This is a genomic window from Paenibacillus ihbetae, from assembly GCF_002741055.1.
Taxonomy (GTDB): domain Bacteria; phylum Bacillota; class Bacilli; order Paenibacillales; family Paenibacillaceae; genus Paenibacillus_AQ; species Paenibacillus_AQ ihbetae.
In genome coordinates this window covers 1500293-1518948 of record NZ_CP016809.1, presented here as the reverse complement: position 1 = coordinate 1518948, position 18656 = coordinate 1500293, and the positions used below count along the sequence as shown (strand labels likewise).

17 protein-coding genes are annotated in these 18656 nt (G+C 53.2%); 13 read left to right on the top strand and 4 right to left on the bottom strand.

Features of this window, described 5'->3' with window-relative positions:
* Positions 1–187: 187 nt before the first annotated feature.
* From BBD41_RS06925 to BBD41_RS06885, 9 genes are all read left to right on the top strand, one after another.
* A complete protein-coding gene (locus BBD41_RS06925) occupies positions 188–448 on the top strand; it encodes an IreB family regulatory phosphoprotein (protein WP_007129256.1) in 261 nt (86 codons plus the stop codon).
* An 11-nt stretch (positions 449–459) separates the two neighbouring features.
* The gene (gene ruvX, locus BBD41_RS06920) at positions 460–873 is read left to right on the top strand and encodes a Holliday junction resolvase RuvX (protein WP_077569171.1); all 414 of its coding nucleotides are present in this window, start codon (positions 460–462) and stop codon (positions 871–873) included.
* 12 nt (positions 874–885) lie between these two features.
* Entirely contained in the window at positions 886–1188 is a 303-nt protein-coding gene (locus BBD41_RS06915; RefSeq protein WP_007129258.1) for a DUF1292 domain-containing protein, read from the top strand.
* Positions 1188–1499 (top strand): DUF1292 domain-containing protein, encoded by a 312-nt coding sequence (locus tag BBD41_RS06910; protein WP_077569170.1) that lies wholly within the window; start codon positions 1188–1190, stop codon positions 1497–1499. Before BBD41_RS06915 ends, BBD41_RS06910 begins: the two co-directional genes overlap by 1 nt.
* Positions 1500–1604: 105 nt before the next feature.
* Entirely contained in the window at positions 1605–2651 is a 1047-nt protein-coding gene (mltG, locus tag BBD41_RS06905; protein ID WP_099477098.1) for an endolytic transglycosylase MltG, read from the top strand.
* Between the two features lie 13 nt (positions 2652–2664).
* Positions 2665–3597 (top strand): peptidase U32 family protein, encoded by a 933-nt coding sequence (locus tag BBD41_RS06900; RefSeq protein WP_077569168.1) that lies wholly within the window; start codon positions 2665–2667, stop codon positions 3595–3597.
* A 12-nt stretch (positions 3598–3609) separates the two neighbouring features.
* Positions 3610–4953 (top strand): peptidase U32 family protein, encoded by a 1344-nt coding sequence (locus BBD41_RS06895; protein WP_077569167.1) that lies wholly within the window; start codon positions 3610–3612, stop codon positions 4951–4953.
* A 226-nt stretch (positions 4954–5179) separates the two neighbouring features.
* Positions 5180–7366 carry a methyl-accepting chemotaxis protein gene (locus BBD41_RS06890; protein WP_099477097.1) on the top strand — a complete coding sequence of 729 codons (2187 nt, stop codon included), beginning with the start codon at positions 5180–5182 and terminating at the stop codon, positions 7364–7366.
* A gap of 407 nt (positions 7367–7773) precedes the next feature.
* Positions 7774–9588 (top strand): peptidoglycan D,D-transpeptidase FtsI family protein, encoded by a 1815-nt coding sequence (locus tag BBD41_RS06885; protein WP_099477096.1) that lies wholly within the window; start codon positions 7774–7776, stop codon positions 9586–9588.
* On the opposite strand, the gene BBD41_RS06880 is transcribed toward BBD41_RS06885, so the two are convergent.
* Positions 9513–10733 (bottom strand): AI-2E family transporter, encoded by a 1221-nt coding sequence (locus BBD41_RS06880; protein WP_099477095.1) that lies wholly within the window; start codon positions 10731–10733, stop codon positions 9513–9515. The genes BBD41_RS06885 and BBD41_RS06880 overlap by 76 nt on opposite strands.
* A gap of 144 nt (positions 10734–10877) precedes the next feature.
* On the opposite strand from BBD41_RS06880, the gene BBD41_RS06875 reads away from it, so the two are divergent.
* On the top strand, positions 10878–12266 hold the full coding sequence (locus tag BBD41_RS06875) for a polysaccharide deacetylase family protein (protein WP_099477094.1): 1389 nt from the start codon (positions 10878–10880) through the stop codon (positions 12264–12266).
* A gap of 138 nt (positions 12267–12404) precedes the next feature.
* Here the strand turns inward: BBD41_RS06875 and ilvD are convergent, their stop codons facing one another.
* Together ilvD and BBD41_RS06865 are read right to left on the bottom strand one after the other, a co-directional pair.
* The gene (gene ilvD / locus BBD41_RS06870; RefSeq protein ID WP_077569162.1) at positions 12405–14093 is read right to left on the bottom strand and encodes a dihydroxy-acid dehydratase; all 1689 of its coding nucleotides are present in this window, start codon (positions 14091–14093) and stop codon (positions 12405–12407) included.
* Positions 14094–14358: 265 nt separating this feature from the next.
* On the bottom strand, positions 14359–14604 hold the full coding sequence (locus tag BBD41_RS06865; protein ID WP_099477093.1) for a KGG domain-containing protein: 246 nt from the start codon (positions 14602–14604) through the stop codon (positions 14359–14361).
* A 206-nt stretch (positions 14605–14810) separates the two neighbouring features.
* Between BBD41_RS06865 and BBD41_RS06860 the strand changes: the two genes are divergently transcribed.
* The 3 genes from BBD41_RS06860 (at position 14811) to mgrA (ending at position 17600) form a co-directional block, all read left to right on the top strand.
* Complete coding sequence (locus BBD41_RS06860; RefSeq protein ID WP_077569160.1) at positions 14811–15584, top strand: HAD family hydrolase; 774 nt, start codon at positions 14811–14813, stop codon at positions 15582–15584.
* Positions 15585–15744: 160 nt separating this feature from the next.
* Positions 15745–16503 carry an NAD-dependent protein deacylase gene (locus BBD41_RS06855; RefSeq protein WP_099477092.1) on the top strand — a complete coding sequence of 253 codons (759 nt, stop codon included), beginning with the start codon at positions 15745–15747 and terminating at the stop codon, positions 16501–16503.
* An 83-nt stretch (positions 16504–16586) separates the two neighbouring features.
* Positions 16587–17600, top strand: a complete 1014-nt coding sequence (mgrA, locus tag BBD41_RS06850; RefSeq protein ID WP_077569158.1) for an L-glyceraldehyde 3-phosphate reductase — start codon at positions 16587–16589, stop codon at positions 17598–17600.
* Positions 17601–17753: 153 nt separating this feature from the next.
* On the opposite strand, the gene BBD41_RS06845 is transcribed toward mgrA, so the two are convergent.
* Positions 17754–18638: an AraC family transcriptional regulator gene (locus BBD41_RS06845; RefSeq protein ID WP_077569157.1), complete on the bottom strand. Its 885-nt coding sequence runs from the start codon at positions 18636–18638 to the stop codon at positions 17754–17756.
* Between the last annotated feature and the right edge of the window lie 18 nt (positions 18639–18656).

Genomic DNA, 18656 nt, shown 5'->3' with positions numbered 1-18656 from the left:
GTGGTGTACAGCAGACGGGAACGCATTCGCTGTACACTATCCTGAATTTTTTGGAGCCCCCTCTAAATATTTCGCTTTGGATTTCCGTAGTGACGACGGAGTATGGTATGATATAACAAGATCAAGCTGGTAAATTTTCGACGAGGCATGGTTTGCATGTTCTTTGAAGAAGCGAGGTGTGTCACACATGGACTCCATGGATAAGACAGTCAAGTTCAATGTAAAAGGTGATGAGAAGGAGGTTTCCGCTCAGGACATTTTACTTTCGGTATACGACTCGTTGGTCGAGAAGGAGTACAATCCGATTAACCAGATCGTGGGATATCTTTTGTCCGGGGACCCTGCTTATATACCTCGGCACAACAATGCCAGAAGTTTGATCCGGAAGAAAGAGCGAGATGAATTGATTGAAGAACTGGTCCGGTTCTACTTAGCCAGTCACCGTTAGGAGTATAGGGAATGCATAGAATCATGGGATTGGATTACGGGGATCGCAGAATCGGGATTGCCCTAAGCGACGTATTTGGGTGGACGGCCCAAGGGCTCGAAGTCATCGAACGCCGCCGGGACGGAAGCGAGCTGAACCGAATCGCCGAGCTTGTAAAAGAGCATGAGGTTGGTGAGATCGTGGTCGGCCTTCCTAAAAATATGAACGGCACGATCGGTCCCCGGGGTGAAATCTGCATGGAATTCGCAGGCACGCTGCGGGATTCCCTAGACTTACCCGTTCACCTTTGGGATGAACGGCTATCAACAGTATCCGCTGAGAGGACATTGCTGGAAGCCGATGTCAGCCGAAAAAAGCGAAAACAGGTCGTGGACAAAATGGCCGCAAGTTTGATATTACAAAACTACTTGGATTCTAAAAGGTGAGGGTGATTTCGAATGGCGAACGAGCATATTGGCATGGAAGAAGAACCGGAAATTATTTATATTCCCGATGACGAGGGCAATGAGGAAGAATTTGAAGTCATCATGAAATTCGAGGTGGACGGCTCCGACGCCAGATACATGATGGTCGTGCCGCGTGAAGCGGCCGATGAGGAGACCGATGAAGTGTACGCCTTCCGCTATGAGGAAGACGGTGATGATTTGAAGCTGTTCATGATCGAGGATGACGAGGAATGGGCGATCGTCGAAGAAACCTTCAATACGCTCGTGGATGAGCTGAATGGGAGCGACGAGTAATGGCTGATTTTTCGGTTGAGAATATCGTGTGGACCCAGGTGCTCAAGGAAGCATTCGGTGAAAGCATCGAGCTTGAGGACGAGAAGGGTCAAGTCGAGGTCTATGATATTGCCGCCGAATTTGAAGTGGATGGCCAAGGCTATGCCATTCTGGTTCAGCCGGACCGGATGGACGAGGAGTACGAGGTGCTCCGGATCGTGACGGACCCGGACGGCAGCCTGCAGCTGGCGACCATTGACGACGATGAAGAGTGGGAAAATGTGTCGGAGCTGTATGATGAGCTGACGTTTCCGGAGGAAGACGAGGATTAAGGTCAGCTGAATCGATACTTACGCGGATTCTCTCGATTGGATTTCAAATGAGTTTATGGAAGGGGCGGAGCTGTCCGCCCCTTTTGGTGTGAAGGGATGAGTAGATTGAAGAAATTGGCTATAGCAGCACTGGCGTTGATCCTCATTGCCGGCGGGGCTGCATTCTATGTGTGGAACGGCCTTCAGCCTGTTCAGAGCTCGGATGCCCCGGTAGAATTTACGGTGGAGCCGGGCATGAGCACATCATCCATTGCCGATCTGCTGGAGGACAAGGGATTAATTAAGAACGCCCTAATACTTAAAGGTTATTTGAAGCTTACGAATGAAGGGAGCCGGTTAATGGCCGGCACCTACGAGGCGACACCCGGCACTTCCTTTCAGGATCTGCTGACCATGATGAATAACGGCGAGGTCAAGCCGGAGGAGATGGTCCGCTTTACGATTCCGGAAGGCTTCACGGTCGCCCAAATGGCGGAGAAGATATCCGAGGAAAGCGGGATCGATGAGAAAGAAATTCTGGACCTCGCTGACCAGTCCTCCGGATGGGACATTCCGGTGGCGGCCGAAATCCCTGAGGATCCGGAGCTGAAGCATCATTTGGAGGGCTATCTGTTCCCGGCAACGTACGAGCTCCCGAAGAAGGATTTATCGGCCAAAGGAATCGTGGAGACCATGCTGCAGGAGACCGAAAAGCGTCTTGAAGAGATCCCGAATTGGGAGGAGCAGCTGAAGGCTCGCGGCGTGACGTTCCATGAGCTGATGACGATCGCTTCGCTGGTTGAGCGCGAGGTAGTCGTCGATCATGAGCGTCCGCTTGTGGCCGGCGTGATCTATAACCGCCTGGAGCAGGACATGAAGCTGGAGATCGACGCTACAGTGCAGTATTTGCTGGATAAACCGAAGGAGCGGCTGCTTTATGCCGATCTGGAGGTCAAGAGCCCTTATAATACGTATCGCCAAAAGGGGCTTCCTCCGGGACCGATCGCAAGCCCGAGTCTGGAATCGATCAAGGCGGCGCTGAATCCCGAGAAGTCCGATTACCTGTTCTATGTCACAAAGAAGGACGGGACCCAGGAGCATTTGTTTGCCAAGACGTATAAGGAGCACTTGAAGAACATCGAGAAGAGCAAGAAGATGGGACAACAGGAATAGGAGGCATCCTAAAATGAGTAACAAACCGGAATTACTGGCTGCAGCCGGATCGACGGCTGATGTGCGGGCTTACCTGGATGCAGGGGCGGACGCTGTCGTCGTCGGCGAGGATCGCTTCGGCATGAGGCTGCCGGGGAGCATGACCTTAGAGGAAATCCGAGAGGCTGCCGGGCTGACGCACAGCCGCGGCTGCAGCATTTATGTGTGCGTGAACAATTTAATGACCAATGAGCTGTTGAATGATCTGCCGGATTATATCCGGGCGCTGGGAGAGATCGGGATCGATGCTGTCGAATTTAACGACCCATCGGTGTTGACCGCAGTCAAGGAGCATGCTCCTAATGTCAAGCTTCATTGGAACGCGGAAATGACGGCAACCAATTACGCTACCGCCAATTATTGGGGAAGCAAGGGCGCCTCGCGCGTCATCCTTGCCCGGGAGCTGAACATGGATGAGGTAACTGAAATGAAGCCTCGTCTTGAGATTGAAGCCCAGGTACAGATTCATGGCATGACGAACATTTACCACTCCAAGCGCCGTTTGGTCAAGAGTTACATGGCTCACCAGGGAAGACCGGTGGAGGATGGGAACCTCGGCAAAGAGCGGGGCCTGTTCCTCATTGAAGCGGAGCGGCAGGAAGAGAAATACCCGATCTATGAGGATATGAACGGCACGCATATTATGAGCTCTGAAGATATATGTATTCTTGAGGACCTGCATCTGTTGATGGCTGCAGGCGTGGACAGCTTTAAGGTAGAGACTTTGCTGAAGCCCCGCCACTACAACGAGACCGTTCTCCGCACGTATCGCAAGGCAATCGATGCATACGCAGCCGATCCGTCAAGCTATGCGTTTCAGGAGGATTGGCTCGATGCAATTCGAGAGGTTCAAGATCCGGAGCGGGAATTGTCGTTTGGATTCTTCTACAAGGAACAAGTTTATTAAGGAGTGGACAGCATGGAAGCTATGGCACAGCCAAAATACAAAGGCAAACGCTATCGCCTGGACAAGCCGGAGCTGCTCGCCCCGGCCGGAAATTTGGAAAAACTGAAATTTGCGGTGCACTACGGTGCAGACGCTGTATATATTGGCGGACAGAAATACGGCCTTCGTTCCAATGCGGACAATTTCACCTTTGAGGAAATGAAGGAAGGCGTAGAGTTTGCGGCCAAGTATGGCGCAAAAGTGTTCGTCGCCACGAACATTTATGCCCACAATGAAGATATTGAAGGAATCGAGGAGTATTTGCGGAGCTTGCAGGATGCCGGTATTGCCGCTATTATTGCGGCCGATCCTGCGATCATAGAGGTGGCGAAGCGAGCTGCGCCCAAGCTCGAGGTTCATCTGAGCACCCAGCAGTCGACGCTCAACTGGCAGGCGGTGAAATTCTGGAAGGATGAGGGGCTTCCCCGCGTCGTTTTGGGCCGGGAGACGAGCCTTGAAGAGATCGCAGCGATCAAGGAGCATGTCGATATCGAAATCGAGGCGTTTATTCACGGAGCGATGTGCTCCTCGTTCTCCGGCCGCTGCGTGCTCTCGAACCATTTCACCGATCGGGACTCGAATCGCGGAGGCTGCTGCCAGTCCTGCCGCTGGAAATACGATCTGTTCGAAGACGGAAGGGAGGATGCGGCAAGCTGGGTATCCGAGGAAGACCGGCTCATGCAGCAGGCCGCTCCGGCGCCGGCCCCGTTCAAGCCGGGAGTGACCCAGATTCCGCTGTTTCAGCCGCAGGACAATCCGTTTACGATGGGATCGAAGGATCTGTGCATGCTGGAGCATATTCCGGACCTCATTGAAGTGGGGATCGACAGCTTTAAGATCGAGGGCCGGATGAAGTCCATTCACTATGTAGCGACGGTTGTAAACGTCTATCGGCAGGCGATCGACTCCTATATGGCCGATCCGGAGAATTATGTATTGAAGCCGGAATGGATCGAGGAGATCAACAAGGCGGCCAACCGCCCGCTTAATACCGGATTTTTCTATGACACGCCGGATCATGAGGATCATATCTACGAGCCGGAAGAAAAGGCCGTCCCTTACGATTTCGCCGGATTGGTGATGGAATACGACGAGAAGACCGGAATGGCTGTGATCCAGCAGCGGAATCATTTCAAGCCGGGCGACGAAATCGAGTTTTTCGGTCCGGACGGAACGTTCTTTAAGCAGGTAGTTGGACGAATCGAAGATGAGAACGGTCAAGCATTGGATGCAGCCCGCCATCCGCTGCAGCTGGTGCGAATGAAAGTGGATCAGCCGGTTCGCTTTTTTGACATGATGCGAAAACGCAAAAACTAGAATTTTATAGTTCCTTAGAATTACACAATAAAGAATCTAAGGTCGTTAGACGGACCTTGGGTTCTTTTTTATTTAAAATAATTAGGAAAAACAGATTATTTTTTTGCGAAAAGCCAAAGGAAAACACCCCCAATTGTCGAAATATAAAGTAACGAATACGTTACGCGGATCTTTTTGATAACGTATCCAAGATTTAATACTATGATTGTGGTAGGTGAACAGCAAAATGTCAGGAGTAGAACAGCATGAACAGAAGCCGAAGAAAGATAAGAAACCCGGAGGGAAGCAGAAGAACGGGGATAAGACCAAGAAAAGCCCTTCGGTTTCACAAGGAATACATAATGCCAAGTCCATGTTTTCTTCCATGGGGGCGGCCGTAGCGAGGATGCCGGTCAATCCATCGAAATCCGTCGGGATCCGGCTGTTTTTAATCTTTTTTGCGGCCATCGTCTTCTTCGTTATCGTATTAGGCTGGTTGTCCTATGACAAGGCGAGAAGCACGATCGAGAAGAATGCGGCGAATGCCAACCAGCAGACTATCATTCAGACCTCGGAGAAGATCGATATCATTCTGGAGAAGTATGAGAGTGCAGGCAGGTCAATATTCTACGATGTTGAGCTGCAGAAGCTGCTTGATGAAGTATCGGGCACGAATCTGAGCGATTATGATCGATTTACGATGGAGCGGGAAATCCGGGACAAGCTTTCCAATCAGATCAATTCGGATTCCTCGATCCGGGCGATGTATTTGATACCGGCCAAAGGGGAGCGGATTTTCTCGGCAGGACAATCCTCGAAGGCATCGCAGACCGTCTTTGAGCAGGCATGGTACAAGGAGCTTATGGAGGGGACCAAGAAGGTCGTATGGCTGCCGTCGGCGGAGGACAGCGGAGCGCCGTACTTTACGGTTGCCCGGGCATTAAGCTCCATGAACAACCTGAACTCCAAATACGTCGTGATGTTCGAGCTGAATTCGTCCATCCTCGACCAGCAATTGGAGGGCATCGATCTCGGAGATAACGGAGAGCTTCAGCTCGTAAGCCCGGACGGGACGGTTGTATCGTCCGCGAAGCCTGATCAGGTTGCCGCTCCGACCGAGTGGACCTTTACGAAGGAGCTTTCTGAGGAGTCGAAGACGGACAGTCTGAGAACTCAGGATGCGAGCGGAAGAGAAGTTCTTGCGGTTTACAATACGCTGAGCATCAATGATTGGAGACTGATTGGCGCCGTACAGACCGGCGAGCTGACGAAGGATGCGAACAGCATCTTGATGATTACGCTGATCGTCGCTGTCGTTGACGTGATCGTGGCGATCCTGATCGGATTATGGATGGTGCGGATGATCGCCCGTCCGCTGGGCAAGCTCAACCTTCTGATGAAGGAAGGGGCGAAGGGCAACTTGAACGTCCGCACCGATCATAAGAGTCAGGATGAGATCGGCCAGCTGTCTGCGAGCTTCAACGATATGATGGAGCAGATCACTTCGCTCGTACAGCAGACGAACAATACGGCTCAGGAGGTATTGAAGACCGCTGCGGAGCTTAGCGATGCCTCCAAGAAGACGGCGCTTTCCGCGAAGGAGATCGCCATCGCGACGGAAGAAATTGCAAACGGAGCCAGCAGCTTGGCTGTGGAAGCGGAACGGGGCAGCGATCTGACGAACAATATTTCGAAGCAGATGGAAATCGTCGTGAATGCCAACGAGGAGATGGGCAGATCGGCCCGTCATGTTGAAAGCGCCAGTGAGCTCGGCACGAAGCATTTGAGCGACCTGCTCGATAAAACTCATCAGACCGAGAATATGACACGCTCCATGATGCATAAGGTGGATGGTCTCAAGGAGACGACTTCTTCGGTAGCTAAAGTGTTGGATGTTCTGCAGAATATTACGAAGCAGACCAATATCCTGTCGCTGAATGCTACGATTGAAGCCGCCAGAGCTGGTGCCGCCGGTCGCGGATTCATGGTCGTTGCCGATGAGATCAGGCAGCTTGCCGACCAGTCCAGACAATCGATCGACATGGTAAGTCAGATTACGGACCGCATCATGGCCGAAATGAACGAGACCGTCCGGGTGCTGCTTGATGCCAATCCGCTGTTCAAGGGCCAGATCGATGCCGTCAAGGAAACGAACGATATCTTCGTATCGGTCCAACAGCAAATGGTCGAGTTTATCGAACGGCTGGATTCGGTCACGTATTCCATCGACGAGCTGAATCAATCCCAAAGCGTGCTGTCGGAAGCGATGACGAATGTGAGCGCCGTGGCCGAGGAATCCTCCGCGACATCGGAGGAGGTTGCTTCCCTCTCTACGGAGCAGCAAAGTGTCAGCAATCAGCTTGTGAATTTATCCGCCAAGCTTGAAAATGTATCCAACGAGCTTAAAGAGACGCTATCGCGTTTTAGACTGTAATCCGAATAAGGAAGGGGCCCACAGGTCGAAGCGACCGGGGCCCCTGTTTTTTTCGCTCCGGATCTGGCTCCGCTTTCGCTCGGATCTTGTCCCGTTTTCGCTCCGGATCTCGCTCTCGCTCCGTTTTAGTTCGGTACTCGCTCCGTTTTCGCCCGGCATCTCGCTCGATATCCTGCTCCGTTTCGCTCCGAGCCGAATGCAGCCTATGCCCTTCTTTCTGGCAGCAGCCGGGGCTATGAAGCGATAGGTTGGGCTTTAAGCTATCCTTGTGAAGAAAGCCATTAATTTAGGCGATTTGGACAATACTAAGGGCTCGCGCGAATCCTAGGGCTGTAAGCATGGTGGGATTGTTTCCCGATGCAAATGGAAATAATGGACAACAACGATTCGCGTGGAGGTTGAGATGGATGAGGCTGGTCCGTAACCGAAGAATAAAATACGGATGGTTGATATTGACCGTGCTCCTGATGTTTGTGACGGTCCGCCTGGCATGGGTTCAGCTGGTAATGAAGCATCAGCGGGTGCCGGGCAGCCGGCATACGATGGTGGAAGCATCGCTTATTCAGCGCGAGCGAGGGATCGTGCTCGATTCCGGGCGAGGCCACTTTACCGACAGGCATGGACAAGCTCTGACAGGCGGACTCACCTGGGCAGCCGTCTTGTTCCCAGTAACGGAGAAGGAGCTAAACGATTCCCAAACCCAGATCGATCGCCTTGCCAAGATCCTGCGAACGGATGCGAAGCATTTGAAGCAAGTGTGGGGGAAACAGAAGGAGCCCCGGCTGTGGCATGGGAAAAACGCTGCCATCCCGCTTACCCTGACGAAGGATCAGATCCGGCAAATTCAGGAGCTCCATCTGCCCAAGGTCAAAATTCTTCCTTACGAGCAGCGATATGGAAATCGGCTGTCGGGCATGCAGTGGCTGGGATTCGTGTCGGGCCAGCGAAAGGAAAGCCTGTTTTATCAAGATGAACCGGACATTACGGGTACCAGCGGTTTGGAGAAAACGCTGGATGCGCTGATCCGGGGCGACGGTTCAACGATTGTGTATTATCCGGTCAATAGCGGCAATGAGGTTATACAGGATCTGAAACCGATGGTCAAGGCGCCCGGCAATCCCTATTATCCGCTTCGCGTCGTCACCACCGTGGACGCTAAGATCCAGCATGGGATCGAGCAATTGACCGAGAATGCCGGCATGAAGGAGGGGGCCGTCGTTGTTTTGGACACCCGTAACGCGGATATCGTAGCGATGGTATCCAGGCCTTTTTACAATCCGGAGTCGATTCAGCCTGAATACGGGGCCTGGGAGAATCGCGGGATCAAGGCGAAGGCGCCTGGATCCATCTTCAAGCTGGTCACGGCTGCGGCCGTTCTTGAGCAGGGCTTGAGCTCACCGGACGAGGTTTTTCACTGTGACGGGGAGTACGGGAAGTTCGGGCTGTCCTGCTGGAAGGAAGGGGGACATGGGACGATCGGGCTTCGCGAGGGCTTCGCGGAATCGTGCAACGTGGTGTTTGCCGAGCTTTCGGAGCGGTTGACGGCGTCCCAAATGCAGTCGGCGGCAGCGGCCCTCGGCTTTGGTCAAACCGTTGGCTGGGAAGCGAAGGATTTCCTGGGCCTCCCTGCCTTGCGCCCGCTGGATCTTGAACAGAAGGGGACCATCTTCTCAGACAAGGCCAATGCGGATGATGCCGGGGTGCGGGTTCAGACGGGCATCGGACAGCGGGATGCGGCGGTTACGCCGCTTCAGGCCGCGAATGCCGTGGTGACGCTGCTTCACGGCGGGGTAAAGACGAGGCCCCGCATCCTGAAGCAGATCCACTATGCCAACGGACAGCTGCTTAAGGAGGCAAGCCCGCAGGCAGAACGGCCGGCCAAGGGAGGGATTTCCCGAAGAACCTCATCCATTCTGCTGGAGTGGATGGAGGATGTCGTTCAGGATGGGACAGGCTCCACCTTAAAAGACCGGAAATGGAAGCTGGCCGGCAAATCGGGAACCGCTCAGGTAACGATAAAGGGCCGCCCCCGAAATAACCAATGGTTTATCGGGTACGGCCCTGTGGAGCAACCTCGTTATGCGATCGCCGTGCTGGTGGAGAATCGGAGTCCGAACAGCCGCAATCAGGCAACCGACATCTTCGGTCAGGTTGCAGATTTGCTCGCTTCGTTGGAGTCCGGATCCAAATCGTCATCGGCGGGATTGTCCTCGGAATCGTGAACGGAAGCGGGATCCGTTTCGGGCTTGTCCGCCGATGGCGTAAATTCCCATGGGGAGACATCAAATTCTTCACTTGGCAGATGAATCCACTGCTGCAGATAACCTTGCGCAATCAGCTCTTTAATAAGAATGAGCAGAATCGGCGCCAGGATCAGCCCTGCGACCCCGAATATCGACAGGGAGATCATCATGAAGGACAGCATAAGAAATGCCGAGGATACGCCGATGGAATTGCCCGTGATCTTCGGTTCCAGCAGCTGGCGGGAGATGACGACCACGGCAAGAAGAACGATCAAGCCGACCGCAAGCCCCGTGTTGCCGACGATGAACAAATAGATAATCCATGGAATCAGAATAACGGGAACACCAAGCAGCGGCAGCACATCAAACACGGCGCATATCAAAGCGATGGACAAGGAATTCCCCGTTCCCAGAATGAGCAGCCCGATATATACGATCACAAACGTGATGCTCACCAGCTTCAATTGTGCCTTCAAATAGGAACCGATCGTTTTGAAGACGTTATTTTTCAGAAACAGGAATGCGGTTTTGAAGGTTTTCGGGGTTTTATCTTTGGCAATTTTGCGCCAGCTTCCGATTTCCGTGCTCAAGAAGAAGGCTAGAATAATCGCGACCCCGAAATTCGCGATAAAGGCGGAGAACGAACCCATGAAGCCGACGATATAATGTAAGAAGGATTGGGCCGCCTCGGTCGCGATGTTGGTGATGTCCTCAAAATATCCATTCAAACGCAGCGTAAGATCCGGCGGCAGCGCCTCCAGCTTATTTTGCAGGAACAGTACCGTATCCGAGAAATGGCGCTGAAGCGTCCTGGTGTAATCCGGCAGATTATCCTGAAGGTGCAGGAATTGGGATACAATGATCGCTCCCGCCCCGAACAAGATCCCGAGAATGATCAGCAGGAAGAGCAGAACCGATATCGCCGCGGCAAAAGGCTTGGGAAGGCCTCTTCGGTGAAGAAATCTGGAGAACGGTTCAATAATCAGAAATACCAGAAAGGACAGGAACACAGGGGCAGCAATCTGGTAAAGCTTACTGAATATGAACATAATCAGGTACACGGTGAGTACGATTAAACCAATATCGAATGCGGTTCTCCAATATTTTTTGTACAAGGGAAGCATAGTAGAGTATCGGCTCCTTTAAACTATAATAATTGATACCATTGTACACGATTTAAGAAAAAAAAGCCTATTTCTCAATGTGCTATGCTAAAATAATATATAGGGGAGTTACTTAGAAATAGAAATAAAAAGCGGGGAGTTAGCATGCAGACACTACTGCTATGGTTGTTTTATCTTTCATCGTTTTATGCATTTATTCCCGGCATCCTGACCCGGATATTCGGTTTCCGCGTATTCCGCCGAGGCTCAGGCACGAATGAATTTGCCTTGACCTTTGACGACGGTCCAGATCCGTTATATACGCCAAGACTGCTTGATTTATTGAAGCGGTATGATATGAAGGCAACCTTCTTTGTTGTCGGTTCCCATGCCGAGAAGCATCCCGAGGTTGTCAGACGGATTCACCGAGAAGGCCATCTGATCGGGATCCACAATTATGTCCATAAGAGCAACTGGCTGATGAGGCCGGTCACGGTCCGTAAGCAGGTGAAGCGGACGGATGATATCATTTACGAGATAACGGGCGAACGCTCTACGTATTACCGGCCGCCTTGGGGCATTGTGAATCTGTTCGATTTTGCCAAGAATACGGGATGTCGGATCATATTGTGGTCCTCCATGTTCAGTGACTGGCGCAGCAAAATCGGTGCCGACCGGCTCACGGAGCGAATCCTGGCCAAGCTTCGCGGCGGGGAGGTCATGCTGCTGCATGACTGCGGCACAACGATGGGCGCCAATCCGGATGCGCCGGAGCAGATGCTCATTGCGCTGGAGCGGGTCCTGGAGGTCGCACAGCAGAAAGGAATGAGAAGTATCCGCGTGGACGAAATGATGGCCAAGGAAAGCAAGTCGAAGGTGAAGAAGGTGTCTCTCCTGAAGCGTATGCTCGTCTCTGTCTGGCTCTTGTGGGAAAAGGGATTTCACGCCCTGTTCTCGCTGGAAACCGTCACGCCTGACGATCCGATGCTTCACTTCCGCAAGCGTGCCTATACAGGCAAGCCGGTCGTGATGGAAGACGGAACCCGGCTGGAAAAGGGAGATCAGATTTTGGAGCTTCATTTTGACAATCGCAAGCTGTACCAGATCGGCAGCCGTTCCCGTTCGGAAATGCAGCTGGCCATTCAGATGATCCGTGCGGTTCAGAAGGATCTGCCGGCCCTGGCGAATATGGTGCTGGAGCGGCCCGAATTCAAGGAAGTGCGAGGTTTATACGGGGTCAGCATGATTTCCCGCGGGCCCGAGCAATTCGGGTTCCATGTGCTTGATCTTCCGTCCGGGCTGTTTGCAAGCTCGACACGCCTGTACCTGAAGCTTCTGCTAAGCGTGATCCATCCGAAAGGCCAGGCTAGGCTGAAGGAAGGAAGCCAGGTCATGGAGCCGAAAATGCTGATGATGCCTGTGGAGGTCCTGATTGAGCGCTATGCCGAGAAGCGGACGCCTCCGGTTAAGCCGCCGACCGAAGAGCCCCATGAGCTGGCACAAGAGCAGATTGTGGACTTAACGATGGCGGGCGCCACTGCATCGAGAATGTAATTTATAATAAGCAGCAGATTCATATCCAGGTTACGAACATAAGCAATAATGACAGATTCATTTCGAACTTATTCTCGAAAAAATAAAGGGTTACTCCTACAGACCGTTATCGTCTGAGGGAGTAACCCTTTTGTTGTATTAGATTTTCATGACGCCGCCGGAGCTTGCGTTCGTAACAAGCTTGGAATAGCGGGCAAGGTAACCTGTTTTCACTTTAGGCTGGAACTCGACCCATTTGCTGCGGCGCTCAGCCATTTCTTCATCACTTACGCCGAGCAGCTGAATCGTCCGGTTGTTCAGATCAAGCTCGATGATATCCCCGTCCTCGACGAATGCGATCGGGCCGCCCTCGGCCGCTTCCGGGGAAATATGGCCGATGCTGATGCCGCGGGATGCGCCGGAGAAGCGTCCGTCCGTAATCAGGCCGACCTTCGCTCCAAGGCCCATGCCGGCGATTTGGGAGGTGGGCGCAAGCATTTCCGGCATGCCCGGTCCGCCCTTCGGACCCTCGTAGCGAATCACGACGACGTGACCTTCCTTGACCTTGCCGTTCGCAATGCCTTCAAGTGCCTCTTCCTGCGAGTTAAAGCAGATGGCAGGTCCTTTGTGGTAGCCGCCAACCGACGGGTCGACTGCGCCCACTTTAATGATCGAGCCTTCCGGAGCAAGGTTGCCGTACAGCACGGCCAGGCCGCCGCGTTCGGAATAAGGACGGTCGATCGGATGGATGACGTCGGTGTCCTGAATTTCGCATCCGGCCACGTTCTCGGCAAGCGTCTTGCCGGTTACCGTAATGCAGTCCCCGTGAAGCGCACCCGGCTTCTTCAGCAGCTCGTTCAGCACGGCGCTGACGCCGCCGGCCGTGTGCACGTCTTCGATGAAATAGTCCGAAGCCGGAGCCAGCTTGGAGATATGCGGCACGCGGTCAGCCACCTCGTTGATCCGCTCCAGCGGATAATCCAGCCCTGCTTCATGCGCAAGGGCGAGCGTATGCAGTACGGTATTGGTCGAACCGCCCATCGCCATATCGAGCGCGAACGCATTGTCGATCGCTTCGATCGTTACGATGTCGCGCGGCTTCAAATCCATCTTCACGAGCTCCATCAGCTGCTTCGCCGATTGTCTTACGAACTCCTTGCGTTCCTCGGCAATGGCTAGAATCGTACCGTTCCCCGGAAGCGCCAGACCGAGAGCCTCGGCCAGACAGTTCATCGAGTTGGCGGTAAACATGCCGGAGCAGGAGCCGCAGGTAGGACAGCCGTATTGTTCGAGCTCGAGCAGCTCTTTATCGTCGATTTTGCCGACTTGGTGAGCGCCAACGCCTTCAAAGACGGAGGTCAGCGACAATCTGCGTCCCTTGCTGTCCACGCCGGCCTTCATCGGACCGCCGCTGACGAATACCGTCGGGATATTGACGCGCAGCGCGCCCATCAGCATGCCCGGCGTAATCTTGTCGCAGTTCGGGATGCAGACCATACCGTCAAACCAGTGCGCGGATACGACCGTTTCCAGGGAGTCTGCAATAATTTCGCGGCTTGGCAGGGAATAACGCATTCCGATATGGCCCATTGCAATGCCGTCGTCAACGCCGATCGTGTTGAATTCGAATGGAACACCGCCGGCTTCGCGGATGGCCTCCTTTACGATCTTCCCGAATTCCTGAAGATGCACATGGCCCGGAACGATGTCGATGTAAGAGTTGCACACCGCGATAAACGGTTTGCCGAAGTCTTCTTCCTTAACGCCTGCGGCGCGCAGAAGGCTGCGGTGCGGTGCACGGTCAAAGCCTTTTTTGATCATGTCTGAACGCATTTTTTTGGTTGTCATGATGTCTTGTTCCCCCCAGATCTATTATGAATTGTTGCGCTTTAGCGCGGTCTTCCGGCAAAGCAGCCGGATACCTCTTAACACGGAAATAGGTTTTAAATGAGTCTATCACAAAAAGGTAGGTTTTTCTACATGATATTAATAGGAAGCTACGGGGCTGGCGGGGGACTGCGCGGCAAAAAAGAGCCTGCTCCCCGAATGGGGAACAGGCCTCCCGGACTGCTTATTTATAAAGGTTGTTCAAAAAAGCCGCCTCGTGCTTATATTATTTTCGTCCGCCTTTGCGGCCGATTTCCTGATAAAACTCTCGGGAATGATTCCGGGAAGTGGCTTCTCCGCCCTTTTGCCCGATTTCCTGGTAAAAATCGCGGCTATGGTTGCGTGACGTTGCCCGCCCGCCTTTTTTACCGATCTCCTGGTAAAATTCCCGGCTGTGATTTTTAGCGGTAGCTTCGCCGCCCAAACGGCCGGCTTCTTCTCTCGTCATCTTGCGGTTGCTGTTCTGAGCCATCACCAATCCTCCTTATTTTGACATCATGGCCTTACTGTATCTGTTACTTACCACGGCTTAATTGTCATGAATCACAATATTTAACTAAAGATTGGAAGTTTTTCGTTTGGACGGTGAACGGAAATATTCGGATGGATTTCAGCTTATATCCTCGTTCGATTCATGGTTTAATAATAATAGAACTTGACGACGGGGAGGGTCATCCATTGCCGAAGCTGCAAATAACCGGAAAAGAACGATCGGTGCCTTGTGAAGGAATCTTGTTTGACAAAGACGGTACGCTGCTCCATTTCTTGACATTATGGGGAGGATGGGCCGAATATGTGCTGGACTCCATGGAGAAGCAGCTTGCGATGATGGGGGCAGGCTTTACCAGCCCTCGGGAGCAAGTCCTCGGGACGAAGCATGATGCGAAGGGGCATATCTGCGGTTATGATGTTACGGGGCCGCTGGCCATGGGAACCGTGGAGGAAACGACGGGCATGCTCGCCTGGCAGCTATATGCCGCAGGCATGCCGTGGAACGAGGCGATTATTCAAGTCAAGCAAATGACGAAGAATGCCATGTATGAAATCCGCCGCAGCAAGCCGGCATTTCCGATGGAGGGTCTCGAGCAATTTTTGACCAAATGCAAGCAGTCATCCTTGAAGCTGGCCGTCGTTACGTCAGACGACACTGCGGCAGCGATGGAGCATATCGAGTGGCTCGGACTAAGCTCCTACTTTACCGCTATCATCGGCCGGGACCAGGTCCGAAACGGCAAACCTCATCCGGACATGGCGGAGATGGCGTGCAGGCTGCTCGGCATCAAGCCTGAGGAGGCGGTGGTCGTCGGAGACAGCAACGCGGATATGCAGATGGGCAAGCAGGCGGGAGCAGCCCTGGCGGTAGGCTTGTGCGACAATATCGAAGATGCGGCTCATTTGATAGATGCCGATGTCGTCATCTCCGATTATAATGAACTAGAGGTGTATAGATAGACGTGAGGATTTTGCTAAAATCCAAAGTACAATCTGCAATATATAGAAATATATAGCGCGAAATGGTTCAGCCCGTCTATCAATGGTAACGGTGGCGGCTGTAATCGCATTTAGCAAAATTCTGAAGCGACAGTAATTTGGCTGTGAGGAGGTGTGAAGAGTGGAGAACAGGAAGAAGATCGAGCAGTTGGCAACATGGATTGAGGCAAGCGATTATATTGTTTTTTTCGGAGGGGCCGGCACGTCTACCGAGAGCGGAATACCTGATTTCCGTTCGGCAGCCGGTTTGTATCAGAGCGAGCATCAGTCTCCGTATCCGCCGGAGGTTATGCTCAGCCACTCATTTTTCATGAAGCACCCTGAGGTGTTCTATGATTTCTACCGGAGTAAAATGCTGCATCCCCATGCGCAGCCAAACGGCTGTCATCGCCTGCTGTCGAGACTTGCGCGAGAGGGCAAGCTGAAAGCGGTCATCACGCAAAATATCGATGGTCTCCATCAGAGCGCCGGCTGCGCCGACGTGCTGGAGCTCCATGGCTCGGTGCATCGCAATTATTGCATGGAATGCTCCCGGTTTTTCAGCCTTCAGGACATTCTGGACATTAAGGAGACGGTTCCGCGCTGCCCGGACTGCGGCGGGGTGGTCAGACCGGACGTTGTATTATATGAGGAAGAGCTTGACCAAAAGATCCTCATGCGTTCGATTCAGGAAATTTCGACGGCGGATCTGTTGATCATCGGAGGCACTTCATTGACCGTACATCCGGCAGCGGGTCTGGTTTCCTACTTTCAAGGAAGCAAAGTAGCCCTTCTGAATGCGGATCCTACGCCATATGATCATCGGGCGGGACTCCTGATCGCGGACCGCATCGGCGAGGTCATGACGGAGGTTGACAAGCTGATCCATACCAAGCTGTAATCGTTTTCTTGTCAACAGGCGGCAAAACAGGATAAGATATTTCTTGCAATGGACGTAACCTTAATCGAGAGGCAGGGATATAAGTGACCTACGTGGCTAGCGAAGACCGCTATGAAGGCATGATCTATAACCGCTGCGGGCGATCCGGCTTGAAGCTTCCGGCTATCTCGCTCGGCTTATGGCATAATTTCGGCGGCATCGATACGTATGAGAACGGACGTAATATGATTACGCGCGCATTTGACCTTGGTATCACGCACTTTGACCTGGCGAACAATTACGGACCGCCCCCAGGCTCAGCGGAAGAGACGTTCGGAAAAATTCTCTCCAGGGATCTGAAGGCCTATCGCGACGAAATCGTCATCTCTTCCAAGGCAGGCTATTATATGTGGCCGGGTCCATATGGCGATTGGGGCTCGCGCAAGTATTTGGTATCCAGTCTCGATCAGAGCCTCAAGCGGATGGGATTGGATTATGTTGATATTTTCTATCATCACCGGATGGATCCGGAAACACCGCTCGAAGAGACGATGATGGCGCTTGATCACATTGTCCGGTCCGGTAAGGCCCTGTATATCGGAATATCCAACTATTCCCCTGAGAAGACGAGGGAAGCAATCTCGATTCTGAAGGATCTCGGCACGCCGCTGCTGATTCATCAGCCGAGCTACTCCATGCTGGACCGGTGGGTAGAGAACGGCCTGCTGGACGTGCTCGAGGAGAACGGAGTCGGCAGCATTGCCTTTACGCCGCTCGCTCAAGGGCTTCTGACGAATAAATATTTGAACGGCGTGCCTGTCGATTCGCGCGCAGCCAGCGCGTCGGTATTCCTGAACGAAGGCAACATCACGCCGGACGTTCTCCGTAAAATCCGGGCGCTGAACCAGATGGCGGCCGCACGCGGCCAGAGCCTGGCTCAATTCGCCCTGGCCTGGGTGCTGCGAGGGGGAAGAGTAACCTCGGCCTTGATCGGTGCGAGCAAGGTTAGCCAGATCGAGGATAATGTGGCTGCCCTGAATCATTTGGATTTCTCCAAAGAGGAGCTCGACCGGATCGAGGCGATCCTGAAGACGGAGAGCGAGGATAAATCGTCCTAAACCCGAATCGATTTGCGAGAGGCAGCAAGCTTTATGATGCGATGATCTTTTAAGAACAACGGAATAATCGATTACTGAATGAAGAAGAGCGTCCCGGGTCAAGATGGTTGACCTTCCGGGGCGCTCTTTTGCTGAAGCGGCAGGGGTCATAGTTTAATCTTCTGCCGGGGCACCTTCGATATCCTTCCGGTATCGGGTGGGGGATTTCCCGACCCAACGCTTGAACTGGCGCGAGAAGTAGAGCGGATCCGTCAGGCCCACCGAAGCGGCGACCTGTTCAATGGACAGATCAGGACGCTCGCGCAGCAGCCGCTTGGACTGATCGATTCGCAGGCGGAGCAAATAGGTGATGGGGGTCATCCCGGTTTCTTTCTTGAAGATGCGCGAAAGATATGCGCGATTGTAACCGAGACTCGCACACATCTGCTCGATGGAGACGGGATGGGCATACTGGGCGGTCATATAATTGATCATTTGCTTCACCGTGCGCTGAACCTGCGGTTCGGCCAGCAGAACCTGTGCGGGGCTCCCGCCGAGCCGCATAATTTCCGCCCATATGAGGTAGAGGTAGCCGACGGCGGCTACATGAGAGCTTTCCTCCTTCGTCTGGAAGCCGGCTTGAATGCGCGATATATAGCCGGGAATAAGGCTCTCGCAAGGCATATGAAGAACCGGCCGCTCAGGCAGCAGGCCGGTGGCTTCGACCTCCTCGGCGGCGGCGTCCCCGTCAAAGGCAACCCAGCGGTACCGCCACGGATCGTTGTGGTCGGAGACGTAGCTGACAAGCTGCCCCGGGTGAATGAGAAAGCAGTCTCCGGGCCCGAGCGGGTATGTATCGGACTCGGTACGGAAGGTTCCGCGGCCTGATTCAATGACATGCAGCAGGAAATGATCGTATATTTTGGGCCCGAGCGCATGCCTGGGGAGCGTCTGGCTTTCGCCGGCAAACCGCACTCTCAGCCTGGAGGCTTCCGGCTGGGCCGGGTTCGATGCAACAGAATAGGTTGTCGGTTTCAATAAAATGACCTTCCTTAACATAGAGTCTAGCTTGCTTGC

What these genes read in the sequence shown, in the direction of transcription:
- ilvD (WP_077569162.1), bottom strand. Translation starts at nt 14,093, where the DNA reads ATGACAACCAAAAAAATGCGTTCAGACATGATCAAAAAAGGCTTTGAC.
- BBD41_RS06925 (WP_007129256.1), top strand. Translation starts at nt 188, where the DNA reads ATGGACTCCATGGATAAGACAGTCAAGTTCAATGTAAAAGGTGATGAG.
- BBD41_RS06910 (WP_077569170.1), top strand. Translation starts at nt 1,188, where the DNA reads ATGGCTGATTTTTCGGTTGAGAATATCGTGTGGACCCAGGTGCTCAAG.
- BBD41_RS06845 (WP_077569157.1), bottom strand. Translation starts at nt 18,638, where the DNA reads ATGTTAAGGAAGGTCATTTTATTGAAACCGACAACCTATTCTGTTGCA.
- BBD41_RS06900 (WP_077569168.1), top strand. Translation starts at nt 2,665, where the DNA reads ATGAGTAACAAACCGGAATTACTGGCTGCAGCCGGATCGACGGCTGAT.
- BBD41_RS06865 (WP_099477093.1), bottom strand. Translation starts at nt 14,604, where the DNA reads ATGGCTCAGAACAGCAACCGCAAGATGACGAGAGAAGAAGCCGGCCGT.
- BBD41_RS06895 (WP_077569167.1), top strand. Translation starts at nt 3,610, where the DNA reads ATGGAAGCTATGGCACAGCCAAAATACAAAGGCAAACGCTATCGCCTG.
- ruvX (WP_077569171.1), top strand. Translation starts at nt 460, where the DNA reads ATGCATAGAATCATGGGATTGGATTACGGGGATCGCAGAATCGGGATT.
- BBD41_RS06915 (WP_007129258.1), top strand. Translation starts at nt 886, where the DNA reads ATGGCGAACGAGCATATTGGCATGGAAGAAGAACCGGAAATTATTTAT.
- BBD41_RS06880 (WP_099477095.1), bottom strand. Translation starts at nt 10,733, where the DNA reads ATGCTTCCCTTGTACAAAAAATATTGGAGAACCGCATTCGATATTGGT.
- BBD41_RS06875 (WP_099477094.1), top strand. Translation starts at nt 10,878, where the DNA reads ATGCAGACACTACTGCTATGGTTGTTTTATCTTTCATCGTTTTATGCA.
- BBD41_RS06885 (WP_099477096.1), top strand. Translation starts at nt 7,774, where the DNA reads ATGAGGCTGGTCCGTAACCGAAGAATAAAATACGGATGGTTGATATTG.
- BBD41_RS06890 (WP_099477097.1), top strand. Translation starts at nt 5,180, where the DNA reads ATGTCAGGAGTAGAACAGCATGAACAGAAGCCGAAGAAAGATAAGAAA.